Source organism: Chitinophaga arvensicola, assembly GCF_900110835.1.
Taxonomy (GTDB): domain Bacteria; phylum Bacteroidota; class Bacteroidia; order Chitinophagales; family Chitinophagaceae; genus Chitinophaga; species Chitinophaga arvensicola.
Map to the genome: position 1 here is coordinate 653,256 of NZ_FOJG01000002.1, position 17,640 is coordinate 670,895.

At 49.0% G+C, this 17,640-nt stretch carries 13 protein-coding genes; 7 read left to right on the forward strand and 6 right to left on the reverse strand.

What is annotated here, in order from left to right:
- Positions 1 to 184: 184 nt before the first annotated feature.
- Positions 185 to 1,618, reverse strand: a complete 1,434-nt coding sequence (locus BMW79_RS20035; RefSeq protein ID WP_089897416.1) for a c-type cytochrome — start codon at positions 1,616 to 1,618, stop codon at positions 185 to 187.
- Between the two features lie 146 nt (positions 1,619 to 1,764).
- Here BMW79_RS20035 and BMW79_RS20040 point away from each other — a divergent pair, with 146 nt between their 5' ends.
- From BMW79_RS20040 to BMW79_RS20050, 3 genes are read left to right on the forward strand one after another with little or no spacing between them, the layout of a single operon-like run.
- Positions 1,765 to 2,190 (forward strand): organic hydroperoxide resistance protein, encoded by a 426-nt coding sequence (locus tag BMW79_RS20040; protein WP_218150388.1) that lies wholly within the window; start codon positions 1,765 to 1,767, stop codon positions 2,188 to 2,190.
- Between the two features lie 10 nt (positions 2,191 to 2,200).
- Complete coding sequence (locus BMW79_RS20045) at positions 2,201 to 2,878, forward strand: type 1 glutamine amidotransferase domain-containing protein (RefSeq protein WP_089897417.1); 678 nt, start codon at positions 2,201 to 2,203, stop codon at positions 2,876 to 2,878.
- 24 nt (positions 2,879 to 2,902) lie between these two features.
- Positions 2,903 to 3,331 (forward strand): MarR family winged helix-turn-helix transcriptional regulator, encoded by a 429-nt coding sequence (locus tag BMW79_RS20050; protein WP_089897418.1) that lies wholly within the window; start codon positions 2,903 to 2,905, stop codon positions 3,329 to 3,331.
- A gap of 94 nt (positions 3,332 to 3,425) precedes the next feature.
- Here the strand turns inward: BMW79_RS20050 and BMW79_RS20055 are convergent, their stop codons facing one another.
- The 3 genes from BMW79_RS20055 to BMW79_RS20065 all read right to left on the reverse strand — a co-directional run bounded on the left by BMW79_RS20055 (position 3,426) and on the right by BMW79_RS20065 (position 9,335).
- Complete coding sequence (locus tag BMW79_RS20055) at positions 3,426 to 4,868, reverse strand: RagB/SusD family nutrient uptake outer membrane protein (protein WP_089897419.1); 1,443 nt, start codon at positions 4,866 to 4,868, stop codon at positions 3,426 to 3,428.
- Between the two features lie 18 nt (positions 4,869 to 4,886).
- The gene (locus tag BMW79_RS20060; protein ID WP_089897421.1) at positions 4,887 to 8,237 is read right to left on the reverse strand and encodes a SusC/RagA family TonB-linked outer membrane protein; all 3,351 of its coding nucleotides are present in this window, start codon (positions 8,235 to 8,237) and stop codon (positions 4,887 to 4,889) included.
- Positions 8,238 to 8,363: 126 nt separating this feature from the next.
- Positions 8,364 to 9,335, reverse strand: a complete 972-nt coding sequence (locus BMW79_RS20065; protein ID WP_089897423.1) for a FecR family protein — start codon at positions 9,333 to 9,335, stop codon at positions 8,364 to 8,366.
- Positions 9,336 to 9,498: 163 nt separating this feature from the next.
- On the opposite strand from BMW79_RS20065, the gene BMW79_RS20070 reads away from it, so the two are divergent.
- From BMW79_RS20070 to BMW79_RS20085, 4 genes are all read left to right on the forward strand, one after another.
- The gene (locus BMW79_RS20070) at positions 9,499 to 10,104 is read left to right on the forward strand and encodes an RNA polymerase sigma-70 factor (RefSeq protein WP_177192258.1); all 606 of its coding nucleotides are present in this window, start codon (positions 9,499 to 9,501) and stop codon (positions 10,102 to 10,104) included.
- Between the two features lie 54 nt (positions 10,105 to 10,158).
- Positions 10,159 to 11,517, forward strand: coding sequence for a Gfo/Idh/MocA family oxidoreductase (locus BMW79_RS20075; RefSeq protein ID WP_089897427.1), 1,359 nt, complete (start codon positions 10,159 to 10,161; stop codon positions 11,515 to 11,517).
- A gap of 178 nt (positions 11,518 to 11,695) precedes the next feature.
- Positions 11,696 to 12,115 carry an SRPBCC family protein gene (locus BMW79_RS20080; protein WP_089897429.1) on the forward strand — a complete coding sequence of 140 codons (420 nt, stop codon included), beginning with the start codon at positions 11,696 to 11,698 and terminating at the stop codon, positions 12,113 to 12,115.
- Between the two features lie 3 nt (positions 12,116 to 12,118).
- Positions 12,119 to 12,571, forward strand: coding sequence for a MarR family winged helix-turn-helix transcriptional regulator (locus BMW79_RS20085; RefSeq protein WP_089897432.1), 453 nt, complete (start codon positions 12,119 to 12,121; stop codon positions 12,569 to 12,571).
- A 54-nt stretch (positions 12,572 to 12,625) separates the two neighbouring features.
- Here the strand turns inward: BMW79_RS20085 and BMW79_RS20090 are convergent, their stop codons facing one another.
- Positions 12,626 to 14,398 carry an alpha-L-rhamnosidase-related protein gene (locus BMW79_RS20090; protein WP_089897434.1) on the reverse strand — a complete coding sequence of 591 codons (1,773 nt, stop codon included), beginning with the start codon at positions 14,396 to 14,398 and terminating at the stop codon, positions 12,626 to 12,628.
- Positions 14,399 to 14,422: 24 nt separating this feature from the next.
- Positions 14,423 to 17,626, reverse strand: coding sequence for a glycosyl hydrolase (locus tag BMW79_RS20095; RefSeq protein WP_089897436.1), 3,204 nt, complete (start codon positions 17,624 to 17,626; stop codon positions 14,423 to 14,425).
- Positions 17,627 to 17,640 lie beyond the last annotated feature (14 nt).

Sequence of the window (17,640 nt, forward strand, 5' to 3'; positions counted from 1 at the left end):
GAAGGAGAAAAACAATAATAAAATGATGGGGAAATCTCAAAAGTAAAAAGAAGGCAATAAGAAGCGCGTAAATGAAAAATGTCGCCATCAGGCGCCTGAATTAAAAGGGGGCTGTCTTGAAATTTTGGACAGCCCTATTCTTTATTACGAAGAGAGTCATCTCATCCAGGCCTGCACGCAGCTATCAGAATACAGATAAACGGGGGCTATCACAACCACACTTATATGAAGTGGGTTTTGGCCACCTGGCGCTTGCCGGGGCGTCCATCTCCCAGCGATCCTTTACGGCCTCCTCCAACATTTCCCGTTCGATGGCAGCCGGATCTCCGGCCAGTTCACGAATAGCTTTTTCATATGCTCCGGGAGAGGATAGCTGTGGTTTAAGCTGCAATGTTTGCCTGATGCCTGTTTTAAAACCCGCTGAATCAAACAGGAGGCGGCCCGGCTGATCATCTACGACCATCACCCAGGCATCTTTGTCTGGAGGAAGATAGCCATTACCATCCCTGCGGAAGAAGCCATATTCATCTTTTGTTCCTTTGAGTAAGCCACCACGTAAAAAGACACCTTCATTGGGAATTACCAGGAACACCTGGGTGGTGTTACTAACGGGACCGGTTACACGCACACTGAGATAACTTTTTTGGGAAGCGGGATTGTCTTCCATTAGCCTGTCTGCATTCCACCAACCGAAAGCATTCACCATAAAATCATAGTGCTGATCAAGGGCCCGGTTTTTCAGCACAATATCCACTATAGGAGATTTCGCCTGCATCAGCAGTGGATTGGATACTATAAGATACAACTCACAGCTGTCCCTTTTTTTGAGTGTGAGCTCGTAGCCTGCAGGGTCTATGCGCTTACTCTCACTTTCCAGCCAGGTCAGGAGCTGATCCATTTCTTTGGAGGTTGTGTTTGGGTATAATGGCATGGCGGCCTTATTATATTCCTGGTAAATGGTCCTGGCGTAGCAATCCTCACTGGCAAGCACTTCAGCATTATTACGGATAAAACCTTCCAGCCATTCCCGGGAATGTTTTGCGGTGACATGCAATAAAGGAGGGCCGGTGAACTTTTTGTTTACGTCGTGGCAGGACTTACAGTTTACTTCGAAAAACTGCTTACCTGCTGCCAGGTCTTCATTTGGAGGAATCACCTGAACAGGTGCCGGTTCCGTCCAGTTAATAATACTGTCCTTCCCGACAACACCTTTATACAGCAGCATGCCCGGTAATACTTTATTGGTATGCAGTTTTACGGTGAGGGGTTTCAGGATGGCAGCTGAAGGGTCATCTGCCGGCTGAATGAATATCATACCTCCGCTGCTGAGCGGCTGGTCGTTGCTTTGTGTGATAAGACCATTCAAAACAACATCTGCTGTGTAAAGGGCTTCCTTTACTTCCAGACGGAAGGCCTTCTCCTTTGCTGCCTGTATGGCCCCCGCCGGTACAAAGATACTGGTCCCCGTTGGCGTTTGCAGCAGGGTGTCTTTACGGGTATCAATAGTGAAATAAGTAGACGGCAAAGAGCCGGGGCTGTAGATTTTTTCAGGAAGTTCATTATTACAGGCGATACCGGCAATAACGATTAACAAGCTACCGATCAGAATTTTCTTCATGGGGATGAAATTGAAACAAAGATAGTATGCTACCGGTTTCTATCTCCCTAAAATATTGATCCTGATAAAATTAATGGCAGATCTCAAAAATAAATTTGGAATTCAATTGCACACAATTTAATTTTACACAATAAACATAATCACACATGGAAAAGATCGAAAAGTTATACACGGCACATGCTACTGCCACCGGCGGCAGAAACGGACACGTTAAATCTTCTGATGGCGTACTCGACCTGGAAGTAAGAATTCCAAAAGAAATGGGTGGTAGCGGCGGCGCTTACAGCAACCCGGAACAATTGTTTGCAGCCGGTTATGCTGCCTGTTTCGACAGCGCACTGAACCTGGTAATCAGAACACAGAAAGTAACCGCAGGAACCACCACCGTAAATGCAGAAGTAAGCATCGGTAAAAACAATAACGGCGGTTTTGGGTTATCTGTAAAGTTACAGGTAGCAATTCCGGATGTAGCGCCCGAACTGGCACAGGAACTGGTGGAAAAAGCACACCAGGTTTGCCCCTACTCCAATGCTACCCGTGGTAACGTTGAAGTTGAATTAGCTTTGATCTAAACTCCATCTCATGAAAGTATTAATCGTACTGACCTCGCACGACCAACTCGGGAACACCGGTCATAAAACCGGTTTCTGGGTGGAAGAGTTTGCAGCGCCCTACTACGTGCTGGCAGATGCAGGCGCTGAAGTAACGCTGGCTTCTCCGAAAGGTGGCCAGCCACCCATTGATCCGAAAAGTGAGCTGCCTGAATTCCAGACGGAAGCCACCAACCGCTTCAAAAGGGATGAAGCCTTACAACAGAAACTGGCGCATACCATGAAGCTGGCCGATGCTGAAGCATCAGACTACGATGCCGTATTCTATCCCGGCGGCCACGGCCCCCTCTGGGACCTGGCCAACGATCCCAACTCTGTTACACTGATTGAAAACTTCTATCAGCAACATAAACCGGTAGCCTTTGTATGCCATGCCCCTGCGGCATTGCTCAAAGTAAAAGGCCCGGATGGACAATCACTGGTAAAAGGGAAAGAAGTCACCGGTTTCAGTAATACAGAAGAAGAAGCCGTACAACTCACCCACGTTGTGCCGTTCCTGTTAGAAGATGAATTAAAGAAACTGGGTGGCATTTATAGCAAGGGAAACGACTGGCATTCCTATGCGTTGAAAGACGGCTTACTGATCACTGGTCAGAATCCCGGCTCCTCCACAGCGGTTGCCCAGATATTAATGGAAACATTCCCTTAATTTTGGATCGTTAAATATGCCGCTTTGAAACAACTGAAATTATCGAATCAACTTTGTTTTTCATTTTATGCCTTGTCAAGGCTGGTAACTTCACATTACCAGCCTTTACTGGCTCCCCTCGATCTCACCTATCCGCAATACCTCGTAATGCTCGCCCTCTGGGGAGAGGATGCCCTGTCTGTAAAAGCACTGGGACAACGACTCATGCTGGATTCTGGTACGTTAACACCCCTACTGAAAAGGCTGGAAGCCAAGAAACTCATAAAACGTGTACGCAGCAAAGAAGATGAACGTGTAGTGCATATCCACCTGTCGGCCGCCGGCAAACAATTACAGCAACAGGCGGCGGATATCCCTGAAAAAATGAGTTGCAGCATGGGTTTCACTGAAACTGAATACAATACTTTGAAGCCCATGATCGACCAGATCCTGAAAAGGCACGCCAACGAATAAACGTTGTTTCCTCCCTGTCTCCTTAAAAAGGCAAAAGGGCTTCCCGCATTACGCAGGAAACCCTTTTACCAACACCGTTCACTGTACGGTTGGTTTATCGTGCCTTATAAGCTTCATTCTGTTCCATATTCACATTCGCATTCATTTCTGATTGCGGAATAGGTAAAATGGTGCGCTTATCTGTTTTATCGATCGTAATCGTTTTGTTGGTCAGGTATTTGGTAAACCCGAGTTTATTGCGGGTCAGATCAAATAACCGGTGGCCTTCAAACGCAAACTCCTTGCGGTTTTCATTGAGGATGATTGCCTGCAGCGCATCGCCGGTGGCCGTAACCGGCACCCAGGTAGCATCCGCACGCCCCGCCACGGTGTTCACATCAGCAGCAGCCAGGCCATCCAGTCCTTCATGCGCGCGGGCTTCTGCGCGGATCAGGTACATTTCCGCCAGGCGTATTACCCTGGAAGGCTCTTCGTAACTGGTGGTATTGGTATACTTCGTAATGAGGTAAGCCGGGTTTTCTCCGTTTTTACGCACGCCTTTGGTAACAAAACCACGTCTTACATCCGTAGATGCGTAAGCGTTATAGAGATCTTCCGTTGCCAGCCCGTCGCCATAGCTACCGGATTGCCAGAGGAAATTCACCAGTGCATCGCTACCCAGGTTATCCAGGATGTTGTACTGGATTTCAAAAATCGCTTCTGTGCTGTTCTGCTTGCGCGATTCTTCGATGAGGGAAGCACGCGGCAACAACGTAAATCCACCTTTGGAAATAACGCTGGTAGCCAGTGAATCCGCTGCTGCCCAATCGCCCCTGTAAAGTTGTACCCTGGCCAGTAATGCTTTGGCTGCATAGTGGCTGATACGTCCCCTCAGAGATGATTTGAAGCCTACCGGCGAAGTGGGCATCGTGTTGATCGCCGTGTTGAAATCGGCCACAATCTGCGTATATACTTCTTTCGCGGTATTTCTTTTGGGACTGATAATATTGGTGTTATCGGTCCCGCTTTTGATCACCAGGGGAACGCCCAGGTGTGAGCCATCTGCGGTAGCATTATATGGTAATGCGAAAAAACGCATCAGGTCAAAATAAGCCAGGGCACGCAGTGCATAAGCTTCTCCTATGATGAACTGCGCTTCTGCTTTATCGGCGTCCGGGTACTCATTGGCGGATGCTTTCTCTATCAGCAGGTTGGCGTTTACAATCACCTTGTACATCTGCCGCCACATATCGCTGGAAGTACCGTCGGTAGTGATAGTGATGTATTGATCCAACGGCAGGTAACGTTTCTGGTTGACGGAGCTGATGAAAATATTATCGCTCATCAGGTCGGGTACTATTATGGCATGACGGCCGTAATAAGCCACCGGTTGCATCAGGTTATAAGCGCCGGTGATGGCTGCGCGGGCGCCAGGCAAGTCTTTGATCACCATGTTGGCGTCCTGCTGTTGCTTCGGATCCAGTTCCAGGAAGCTTTTTTTGCAGGATGCCGACAAGAGCAATCCCACTGCGCCACATATATATATCAGTTGTTTCATGTGCTTTTAATTTGACGGTTAGAATTTGATATCAAGACCCAGTACCACTGTTCTGTAAATCGGTGCGTTCTGATCCGCTTTACCATCGATACCTACTTCCGGGTCGAAGTTGATCCGTTTGTCTTCAATATGTGTAAACAGGTTACTGGCCCTTGTATATACTCTTACTCCGCCCATGTGTGCTGCTTTCATCAGGTAGGCAGGCAGGTCATACGATAAGGAAACATCTCTTAAACGGATGTAGTTACCGCTATACAGGAATCGGGTCGAAGAATAGCCACCGGACTGGGTTCCACCATATACAAACTTTGGTGCATCGGTAATATCACCTTGTTGTTTCCAGTGATTATCGTAGAAATACCTCGGAATACTGGAAGTACCACCGATCGCAGACGCACCGTCGCCATTGGCATTGGAGCCCCAGTTGTCATATACTTTATTACCATAGTTAAAGTAGAGAAGGGCGCTCAGCGTGAAACCTTTGTAACTGAAAGTGTTGGTCAGACCACCAAAGAACTTCGGCAATACGCTTCCCTGGTCATACTGTACCGCATTTCCATATACATTGGTAGTTTTTGTTTTGGTACCATCGGTATACCACAGGGATTCACCATTATCCGGGTTCACACCTGCATAGCCTTTCAGGTACAACTGGTAAAAGTCGCCACCCACATGACGATCGTATACATCCGTAAGAATAGGACTGGTCAGCGACAGGATCTCATTCTTTAAAGTAGAAATATTGAAGCTGGTATTCCAGGCAAAACCGTTGTTACGGGAAATGATGTTCTGAGAATTGATCTGGAATTCCCAACCACTGTTCTTCATACCTCCCACATTGGATAACAGGCTGCTGGCGCCATTGGTAGCCGAAATAGGCATATCCAGCAACAGGTCCGTTGTTTTACGGGTATAGTATTCAACAGTACCGGTAATACGATTTCTCAGTACACCAAAATCTACCCCCACGTTGAATGGTTTGTTCTTTTCCCAGGTGAGATAAGCGTTACCAAATTTGGAGAAATAGTAACCGGCGGCCTGATTGTAATCTCCTGTACTATACAACGCATTGGAAGCATAGTTACCGATATCCTGGTTACCGTTTACACCATAGCTGGCGCGGAGACGCAGTTCAGACACGGCACGCAGGGATTTCATAAATTCCTCTTCTGCCAGGTTCCAGGAAGCTCCTACTGACCAGAAATTACCAAACCGGGTTTCCTTACCGAAACGGGAGGAACCATCTCTGCGTACTGAAGCACTGAGATAATAACGGGAACGGTAGTTATAGGCGGCATTGGCAAATACAGAGTTAAGGGAGTTTTCCGCCTGGCTGGAACCCGCATTGGTGGCAATAGCCGCGTTATCCATGGTATAGGTACCCGGCAGGAAATTCTGTACACCGGCGCTGTTACCGGAGCCACTTACTTTCTGGGCTTCGTAACCAATATATGCGTTGATGCCATGCTGACCGAAATCTTTATTATAACGGAGAATGCTTGTATTTACCCAGTTGAGCGTTCTGTAAGTATAGTAATACGCTTCTCCCCCGTTGGTACGTGCAGTACCGATACCGCTTTTATAGAAAACCTGCTGATCATTGTAATTAAAGTCAATGCTGGCTTGATTTTCAATGCTCAGTGATTTACTGAATTCATACTTTGCGCTGGCATTACCCAATGCGCCGTAGTCGGATACAATGTTCCAGTTTTCCTTTACCACTGCCAGCGGATTATATTTATTCTGATAGCTCAGGTCGTAGAAACCATCGGCGCCGTATACACGCAGCCAGGGCATGTAACGTTTGTACATACGCACCGGGTTACCATTGGAGCCTTCATCCGGCTGCTGGTTTTTCTGGCGGTAATTCAGCTGCATACCAATACGGAACGATAGCTTGTCAGTAGCCTGGTTATTGAATTTCAGGTTACCGGTAGCGCGTTTGAACTGACTGCCTTCCAGTGCGGCCTTGGTGGTATAATAACTACCGGATGCATAGAAGTTGCTTTTTTCTGTTCCGCCGCTGGCAGAGAGATCGTATTGCTGGTACTGGCCGTTGCGGGTCAGTACGTCAAACCAGTCTGTGTTAACCGTAGTGTCGATATTGGCATTTTTCAGCTGGGTTTGCAGGTAGGCTTCATCCTTACCGGCATTCTTCACACCTTCTCTCAGGAGCGACAGCATTTCCGTGGTATTCAGCGGACGCTGGTTGTTGTCCATGGCAATCTGGTTGAAACCAAACTGAGTAGAAGCGTTGAATTTCGTTTTACCGCTTTTTCCCTTTTTAGTCGTGATCATGATCACGCCATTGGCTGCACGGGAGCCATAGATAGATGCGGCAGACGCATCTTTCAGCACCGTGAAGCTTTCGATATCGGCGTTATTCAGGCTGGTGGCGGCCAATGGCACACCATCTACCACGTATAACGGCGAGCTGCCGGCATTCACAGAACCAATACCACGGATACGGATATCGGGAGATGCGCCTGGCTGGCCACTACCGTTGCTGGCAATCACGCCCGCAACATTCCCCTGGAGATTTTCTTCCACGGAAACACGGCTGGAACCCTGGAAGGCTTCCGCTTTCAGGGTAGCGGCGGAACCGGTAAAGCTGGAACGCTTCTGGGTACCGTAAGCTACTACCACAATTTCATTAAGTGGATTGAGTCCGTCCGGCAGAGAAATGTTCAGGAGTGTTTCCTTATCGCCTACGGTAACGGTTTTCGATACTTTTTCAAAACCCACCGAAGACGCTACGATGGTATAGTTCCCATGTTTTAATCCTTTGATGATGTACACGCCTTCTGTATTTGAAGTAGCGCCCTGGCTGGTGCCCGATACATGTACCGTGGCGCCTACTACCGGATCTCCTTTCGCATCAGTCACCTTACCCCGGATAATGCCGTCGTCTTTCACCACGGCAGAAGTAGCTGCCGGGGTAGTTTCTGCCGCCGGGTTATAGATAATGATATGATCATTCACTACGCGGTAGCGCAGCGGTGTTTCCGCCAACAGCAGGTCCAGTTGTGCAGATACAGAGCGGGTACCTTTCGGAATGCTCACATTGTTAAAGGCAGCCACTTGCTCCTGGCTGTAGATAAAACGTACGGCTGCGAGGCGTTCTATGCGCAACAAGGCATCATTGAGTGACTCGTGCTGTATGTTTAGCGTAACAGCCGTTTTGGCCATTTCCTGTCCCTTACCGGTGGATGCCATCAGCAGTTGAGTGCTGGAAAAGGTAATAACAGCTGCGATTACATTTAATCTCATAAACAGATTCAGCGTTCGTTGGTTGATAACCACTTTCCGGGGCGGATACGGGGCACGACCCTGTATATCTGCGCCGGGCAGAAGAGTAAATTTTTGCATAAATTGCAATTGGTTTTAAGTGTTCTACATCAATGTTTAAGACCTCTAAAGCAATCCTGGTTGCACCCGGGGTTGCTTTTTTTTGTGTATAGGCGCTATGGTGGCATATCTTATCCTTTAATTCGTTTATTGGCAGTTTCCTCCGCTGATGGTGACAGTACTATCTTTGATACTATAGCTCGATTGGTTGAAGGCGCAAAGCACCGTCAGTATATCTTCCAGTGACGATTGATTTTTGAACGACGTAGTGAAACGGCAGTTTTGCAGGTGCGTGTTCCGGAACTCGATCCGGATACCATATTGCTGCATCAGTACCTGCGCGGCCTCTTCGTAGGTGGTATTATCAAACACCAGGTCTTGCTTCACCCAGTGTACTACCGGGTCTACATTGACTGAATCGTTTTTAAGATAGCGGACATCCACTTTGCTGACAGACAACTGCTGATTGGAAGCCACTATTCCCAATGGTTTGCCATCAGCCTCCACTTTTACCTTTCCTTTTTCCACGGTCACTGTCACATCTTCCTCGCCCGGCAGGGCTTTGATGTTGAATACCGTTCCGAGAACGGTGGTGGCCACTTTACCGGTATGCACCACAAATGGCTGGTGGTTACTGGCCACAATATCGAAATAGGCTTCCCCGCTGAGATACACTTCGCGGGCAGCTCCGGAGAAACTGGCCGGGTATTTTAATTCACTGCGATCATTCAGCAACACCGTACTTCCGTCCGGCAGTTTGATAAAGCGTTTCTTTGCTTTCTCTGTCTGACGGGCGACGGCTTTTTCACTGGCCGGCGCCATTTGCCGTGGCTGTAAGAAGAACCAGGCAGCAGCGCCGCAAAGCAGCAATATGGCTGCCGCCGCTGCCCACCTGCGATAACGGAATGGTTGTGTACCGATCACCGGTATCTCTTTTACCTGTCCTAATACCTGCTGGTACAGCGCATCATAGGCAGGCTGCATCTCGCTTTGGGCGGGCAGCTGATCCTCTTCCGCGTCGAAGTCCTGGTAGAACTTTTCTATGATGATACGCTCCTCTTCCGTACACTGGCCATCCTGGTACTTTTGCAGGAGTTCGGCCAATTTTTTTGCGTTCATAAGGTGGATGTCTTTCTATGTAAACACATAACCGGAAGTTTACCGCCATTCCAACATGAAAAAAAATTTTTCCGGGGAAATAAAGGGCTCTTGATAACTATTCTCCCGATTCTCAATTTTTTTAAATACTTTTCGTGCGTGAACCTGTAATCTGACCGTGATGATGTCTGAACCGACTGATAAATATATTGCCTTACCTGATGAACACCTGCTGCGTGCCATGAAGCAGGACGATGAATCCGCCTTCAAAACACTATATCAGCGTTACATCGATGTACTGTACCGGGCTGCCTACAAGCGCCTGGGGTCGCGGGCTGCGGCAGATGACGCCGTGCAGGAGGTATTTGTGCGTTTTTATGAACGCAGGCATGTGATGGATCAGCGGCTGCCGGTGAAGCCTTACCTGCTGACAAGCCTGAAGAACAGGATCCTGAATGATTTCCGTAACCGGTTGATCCATGAGGCACATCATGAACAGATAGCCGCTACCCAGGCTACCCAACATATCCTCCAACCCAACATCGACGGCAAAGCGCTGGAACAGCGTTTCCGCCAAACCCTCACGCAGATGCCGGAAAAATGCCGCGAGGTATTTGAGCTCAGCCGGTTTGAACAGCTCTCCAATAAAGGCATAGCAGAACGATTAGGCATTTCCGTGAATACGGTGGAAAAGCATATCGGCAAAGCGCTGGCCATTCTCCGCAAAGAATTCAACGGCCAGGAACTGGTCCTGATTATATTATATACGGGCTATAATTTCTTCTCCTGAATTATTATCTTTCTCCTCTATAGTACTGTAAACCTTATTTAATTATTCCACGCTATGGAGAATTTCAACATTAACCGTCGCCGTTTCCTGAAGGGGGCCACGGCTACCCTGGCGCTTTCAGCTATCGGCGCCAGTGCCCTGGATTTTATCAATCCCGCCAAACCCTTGCGCGTAGCGCTGATCGGAACCGGCTGGTATGGCAAAAGCGATTTATTCCGTTTGATACAGGTGGCCCCTGTAAAAGTGGTGGCCCTTTGTGACGTGGATAAAAATATGCTCCAGGGCGCCGCCGACATGGTGCGCAAACGGCAGGCCTCCGGGGAAACACCCCGCCTGTACAGCGATTACCGCAAACTGCTGTCTGAAAACGAGCTGGACATAGTACTGATCGGCACACCCGATCACTGGCATGCACTGCAAACCATCGAGGCACTCAAAGCCGGCGCCAATGTATATGTACAGAAGCCCATCAGCGTTGATGTAATAGAAGGAGAAGCCATGGTGGCTGCGGCACGCAGATACAACAAAGTAGTGCAGGTAGGTACCCAGCGCAAAAGCACACCCCATCTGATTGATGCCAAAAAGAATATTGTAGACGCAGGACTGCTCGGCAAAATATCACATGTGGAAATGTGTTGCTACTATCATATGCGCAACAACGGTAATCCACCAGTGCAGGCAGTTCCGGACTTCCTGGACTATGAAATGTGGACCGGCCCCGCTCCCCTGCGCCCTTACGATGGTATTCCACACGTGCGCTGGTGGCGCACTTTCATGGAATATGGCAACGGTATTATGGGAGACATGTGTATCCATATGTTTGATACCGTACGCTGGATGCTCCAACTGGGCTGGCCCAAACGGATCAGCTCCACCGGCGGGATTTACGTACAAAAAGAAGGCAAGTCAAATATCTCGGATACGCAATCGGCTATTTTTGAATATGACGGGTTAAACTGCGTATGGCAACACCGCACCTGGGGTACACCGGCCGATCCCAAGTATCCCTGGTCTTTTAAGTTATATGGAGAGAAGGGAACACTGTGTGCCAGCACCATGTCGTACGACTTTATCCCCGAAGGCAATGGTACGCCCATTCACAAGGATGTAGTATATGAAAAGGAAAAGTACCCGGAAGACCTTACAGAACCCGCTATTGAGCTGAATGCCGCACCAGCCACCCGTTTGCATATGCTCGATTTCCTCGGCGCCATCAAAAACGGCGGCCGCCCGGTAGCAGATATAGAAGAAGGACATATTTCCACGGCCAGCTGCATTCTTGCCAACATTTCCCTGCAAACAGGACGCCCGGTGGTATACGACCCGCAAAAACGGATCATTACCGGCGATCCGGCCGCCACTGCCCTGCTGCAAAGGCCTTACAGAAGCCCCTGGATACATCCGGCGGTATAAACATTCAAACAACTTTACTGCACCTCCGCATAGCGCCGGAGGCATCGATAAATTGAACGGCTCCCATGAGGAGCCGTTTCCTTTTTCATCTCTCCCGAAAAAATAAACTTGCTTATTATAAGTACACTTATTATATTTACACTTATAAAATAATTATTCATCCCAAAAACAATATTTTATGTGGTCAAAATCTCACTCCATCATCACCCGGAAAGCTACTAAAGAACAGATGTGGAAACTGTTTGCAGACGTCAACAACTGGCATACCTGGGACCAGGGTATTGAATATGCAAGGCTGGACGGCAACTTCGAAAAAGGAAATACCTTTCTGTTAAAACCCAAAGGCGGCCCCAAAGTAAAAATTGAATTATTTGAAATTATTCCTAACAAAAGATTCACCGACCTCACCAGATTTCCGTTGGCTAAAATGTACGGGGATCATACCTTTGAAGAAACACCGGAAGGCCTGAAGATTACCGTTACCATGACCGTTTCCGGTGTACTGGGATTTTTATGGAAAAAGATTGTTGCCCAGGATATCGTCAATAAATTGCCTGAAGAAATGCGGAACCAGGTAAGCGTAGCCAGTAAATTATAACGTATGAAGAAAGATGACAACGCCTTTGGCGTAGAAGAAGCCGCCGACAGCCCTGGTTTCCTCTTGTGGCAGGTAACCAGCCTGTGGCAGCGGGAAATCAGGAAGGCCCTCGAGAAATATGATCTTACCCACTCACAGTTTGTATTGCTGGCCAGTACCATGTGGCTGATGCAACAGGGCGAACCTGTTACACAGATTCTGCTTTCGGCCCATTCCAAAATAGATCCCATGACTACGTCTACGGTACTACGTACTTTACAGACGAAGGGATTACTGGAAAGAAAAGAGCACACTACAGACACACGGGCTAAAACAGTAGCACTCACCACTACCGGTGAAAAGCTGGCCAGACAGGCCATCAAAACGGTGGAGCAATTTGACACGGACTTCTTCCAGGCACTTGGCAGCAAGCTGGGCGACTTCAACAAGAAGCTGCGGTTGCTACTGCAACAATAAAAAAAGCAGCCCGGTAAAAACCGGACTGCCTGATTCAACAATGATGATAAAATACTATTCCCTGATAATCTTCACCTGGGCAGGAGCTTTGATATCAGATTGTATTTTTCCGTTTGCCAGCTTTGTATGCTTTACTTTTACAAGTCCGTATGGTGTAGGAAAAGTACCTTCGGCAAATTGCAGATCTCCCAGGTGCGGTACTACCCTGATCACTTTACATCCCGGCGCTGCCACTGAAATGCCCAATACATGTTCCGTTAACCACGGCGTAGGCCCTGAAGCCCAGCCATGACACAAACTATGGCGGAACCCTTTGTAACAGTAAGCGCCATAGTCACCATGAATATCTTTCTGACCCGGCGCTACCAAGGCATCTATACGGGAAGCATTGGGTAACCAGTCCATATTAAAATCTTCCCAGAAGGTAGTGGCGCCCAGTTTCAGCATGGCGCCCCAATAACTGCGGATATCGTTTAGCCCTCCCTGGTAGTCGCCCGCTTTCGCTTTTGCCTGCAACATATAATAGCCGTAGAAAGTGGAGTAATCCTTTACGCCACCTACAGAAAGAATATCATCGTTGATCTGTTTTGCCGGTACCAGGCCCGACAGCGCCATCAGTGCAGCGGCCTGTTTGGAGCCATTTGCATCCGGTATATTCTTCTTTAACTTCGCAATAGCGTCGTTGCATTTTTTTACCGTGGCTTCATCATTCAGCACTTTGCTGAGTGCGGCGCCTGCATCGAGCGTCATGATCATCATGGCCTGCAAACCCGCATGGATACCGGGTTTATTTTCGCTCGACGGCCAGTCGAGGAAACGGGTACCATCCTGCAGGTCTTCACTGTTGTTGGCATCGATCTTCTTCGACAGATGATCCAGCAAGCCTTTCAGATAGGCAGCCTGCTGTTTCAGGTAAGCAAGATTACCGGTATGCTGGTACCAGTCGCGCTGAATCAGCACCCACCACATAGAATACGATACCATCCCATTCATATACTGTGGCAACGGCGTAATATCGCGGGAAAGATCCAGGCTTTTCGGCACCACTTCGTTATAACCAAATACCGCGCTGATGGTAGAGGTTTCCGGATGCATGTCGCCGATCCATACGAGGCGGTCGCGTTTAATACCATCCCAGAGGTAATCCTGCATATTCAGGTGTACGGTATAAGCGCCGGTCATCCAGATCTGGTTCAGCAGTTCATCACTGCATTTAAAGGAACCCAGATAAGGTATATCGCGGTACACAAAAATGGCCCGGACTTCTTTCAGTTGTAATTCTGCATTATCGTCCAGCAGATCGATCCGCACAAAGCGGAAGCCGGTATTCCCTACTTCCAGTTTGCCCAGCCAGGGTACTTCTACAATCATATCACGCACAGCGTGATCATTGGTTGCGTTCTTACCGGGTTCAATATCGCTCATCGCTTCGCTCACCGACTCCCCGAAGCGGACCCGGAGCTTCACCGGTTTGCCGCTTTTATACATACCTGTTACCAGTTGCAGGCCGCCATGTAATTCCTTGCCAAAATCGAAGAGCAGGCCAGGATGCAGAGTGGAGGTGCTTTTCAGCACACACATGTTCTGATTGGCTAAGTCTGCCTGTCCATTCCCCGGCAGTAAAAACCTTGCTGCATTATGGATATGATCGCCGGCATCCGGTGTTTGCCATATAATTTTTTCGGGAGACAGGTACCGCCGCACGGTAGGCGTAGTCTGGACCGTGGCCATACGACTACTGTCGAATACCGGTGGCAACTGCGCCCGGGAAGAAATGCTACTTAGCAGTATAGCCGTTACCGTTACAAGCTGCTGATATATTTTCATGTGTTCAGATTCTGTATGATGAGTTTAGTATTTAACAGCGGTGAGGCGCACCGGGCCGATCAGCCCCGCTGACTGATAGCCTGATTCCGGCGTATATGGATTCACGTTACTCCATGTTTTTCTTTCTGCCGGTGGGAGTTTGCTGTCGCCAATGAGACGATTAACCCAGGTGTTCACTACCTCCACTTCCAGTTTATTGGTTCCCTGCTTTAATGCGTCTTTTACATTTACCTGGTAAGGAGCTGTCCACACCGTGCCGAGGTCTGTACCATTCAGTTTTACTTTCGCCATTACGCTTACCTTACCCAGATCCAGGTACAATGCGGAGCCCTGCACCTTATCGGCGGTGAAAGTAGTTTCATACACGGCGGTACCTGAATAGTTACGAATCTGTTCATTGGTACTGGCGCTCCAGTCGCTTAGCTGATCAAACACTACCGGTTGTGCGGGGCCACGTTTTGCTGCATCGAAAGTAACCGTCCAGGGCTGGCGTAATTCCACCAGCAGAGTGCCTTCCGGGAAGTTGGCATGCTGGCCGGTTTGAGCGGCAGCCTTCTTACGGAACATCACAAAACCACTCTGGTACGGCGCTAACGTTAACGGCACTACGGTGTGCTCGTCTTGTACAGAGAACTGCGGCAAATCACGGGTTTCACCGGAAACGGCATCCCACCATTCGGGTTGCTTACCGCTGATACGGAAAGCGGGCGACAGGCTGACTGTCTGATCCGCCTGGTTGGTGATGAAGTAGATATCTCCGTCCGCCGTATGGCGATGTGTGTACAGCACCTTTTCGGGCAACTGCGCCACATCCGCTCGCAGCCGGATGATATCCAGCGCGGGTTGCATCTCCATATTGCATAACACCAGTCCTTTGCCATACTTTCTTTGTGATTCATGGCTGTTACTCCAAAGCTCCGTAGCCAGTTGTTGCACTTTATTATCGGCCGCCGGATAATTCTGCAAGCTGGGAGAACGTTTGGGCGCGGGTCCCAAAATAACGGCACCCTGCTTTACCAGCTGCGCAATTTTCTCCAGGAGTTCCGGCCGCATGGTTTCCAGCTGTGGCAGTACCAGCAGACGATAGCTCATACCATCCGGCAGTACCAGCTTACCATCCTTTACGGCTACACGCTGCATAATCACTTCTGCATTGATATAATCGTACGAATAACCTTTAGGTAACTCCGGGTTGCGTATGCCGGTCATTTTCGGCGCATCTTCCCCTATGAAATAGGCCACGTCGTTCACAGCTTTGCCCTGCTGCAACAGGTAGTTACATCTCCGGATATAATCTACAAAAGCTTTTCCCTGGAAAAACCAGGTGTTCTTACGGTTAAACTCGGTGCCGAAACCTGCGTTCACACCGGGTTCCCGGTCTTCATACGGTTGCTCTATGAATACGTGCAGCAGTGTATGATTGATGCCTTCTGTAAAGGACCAGTCGCCACGACGCTTCAGCAGCGCGGGAAAGCGGCCGTATGCATTCCCACCGGCGGTAAAGGATTCTGCCGCCACGCGGGTTTTGCCATAAATATGCGCCGCAGAAGAGGCGGCCCGGCATTCAATATCTCCCAAAGTACCTTCATTCCAGAACTCGCCTGCCACTTCATCGGACTGCCCGCCATATTTGAGGAATTCTGATGGGAAACCCCAGTGCCCATAGTTTTCAAGCCATAACTTCATCCCATCTTTATGACTGGCTTTACGTAACCCTGCCACATATTTATATGCTACGCGATCGGCCACCAGGCGGCGCAGATCCCAGAGGAAACGATCTGACCGGTCGGGACTGCCCACTACCCTGCCGGACAATACCGGTAGCCAGGGCAAAGGATCATAGCCATATTGTTGCTGAAAATCTTTCGCCATATCATCTGTCCAGTTCTGGGAGCCGGTTTCATAGCTGTCGGCCACTACCCATTTCAGGGCTTTGCGCTCTGCCGCAGGAATGCTGTTGCGGATTTTACCGATAAAAGAATCGTAATGATGTTGCGACCAGGTATCGCTGATCTTATCTATTTCCAGTCCCATGCCTTCCGGAGAAGCGGGTCCGTTGGTGACACCGGTAGGCAGCATGCCGAAGCGCACTACGACCCAGTCGCCCGCCGGCACATTCCAGCTCAGCGTGCCATTGGCGGATAAATTTTTTGTAAGATTAACCGCTTTAGCCGGATCAATGATCAGACCGGCGCCGGTTACTTCCGGCTCCTGTGGCCACTGGTATTCATTCCAGAGCGGTAACGGTGTCTGGAACATTTTGGCCAGTTGCTTTTCTTCATACCGTTCAATGCGCGGTGCACTGAGTAATTTTATTTCTGCGAGTGCAGGATTTCCATCGCTGATCACCAGGCGGAATTGCTTACCGGTGGTGGCATTGAACGACACTGCCACCGGCGCATAAGGCTTAAATCCCACATTGGGCGCAGGATTGCTGCGATCAAATTCAAAACTTTTAATGGTGCGCCAGTTGCTGCCGTCCTTTGCCTGCAACTCAAACTGCGCTTTAAAAGGCCTTGTGTCCGGGTAAATAACCAGGCTCCTGGCCGTGAAATCATTGGCTACTTCAAAGTTTATTTCTGCCGGCTTTTTAGCAGGGGTTTTGATGCTGGCGGCAGCGGTGGTATTGCCATCCGTGAGTTGCGCGATATCCGAAAACACCACATTGGAGGTAATGCGGGGCTGGTGTTTACCAATATCATCCCCGTCTGCCTGTGGCGCAGGAAAAGCCATCACGGCTACTGTCTGAAAGTCTGTGGCGGGAGCAGGTAATTGTTGCGCGTATTGCTGCGGACCATGGATCAGGATTTCCTCTCCGGCCAGGTAGCGCATGGACTGTGAAGGTTTGATCCAGGGGCCGCCACTCTGGCTCCATCCGGGGCTATTGAACATACCGATATCTACCCCTTTTTCGGACGCTGTGCGGATAGCCGTTCGCGTGATCTTCCACCATTCATCGGAAAACAACTTCACTTTTCCATAGGGTACTTCTTCTTTCGGATAACCGATATTACCGATAAAAGCACGGCCTATGCCCACTTTCACCATGGCTTCAATGTCTTTCTTTACACCTTCCTCAGATACATTATCGCTCATCCAGTACCAGTATACACTCGGTTTCACACTATCCGGCGGGGTTATAAATCCTTTCTGCAACGATGCGTTTTGCGCGCTGGCAGCCGAAACTACCGACAGCAGACACATGGAAGCAATTGTTTTCTTTAACATAAGATGATTATTTT